The following is a 232-nucleotide window of genomic DNA, read 5'->3' on the forward strand; positions in this document are numbered from 1 at the left end:
GAATATAGTCAGCTTCTTTATGGTGATAACAAAATATTTGAGTATAGCTGATAAATTTTAGAATTACCAAGACATTAGTTATATATTCTAGAGTTCATCTTTTATCAGCTTTAAAAATCTGCGGTTCCATATGTTCTCATAAAAATCAATTGTCTCTTTTGCGGACATAAATGGATTATTTAACGTAGAGGTTGCTTTCTGTACCATGAAGTTTTCGTATTCTAGTCCATGG

1 pseudogene is annotated in these 232 nt (G+C 30.6%); it reads right to left on the reverse strand.

Features of this window, described 5'->3' with window-relative positions:
* Positions 1-87 precede the first annotated feature (87 nt).
* Positions 88-232 (reverse strand): annotated as a pseudogene (locus SB658_RS27860) (cysteine hydrolase family protein); the annotation flags it as partial.

Source organism: Bacillus sp. SIMBA_008 (genome assembly GCF_046535495.1).
Taxonomy (GTDB): Bacteria; Bacillota; Bacilli; order Bacillales; family Bacillaceae; genus Bacillus; species Bacillus subtilis.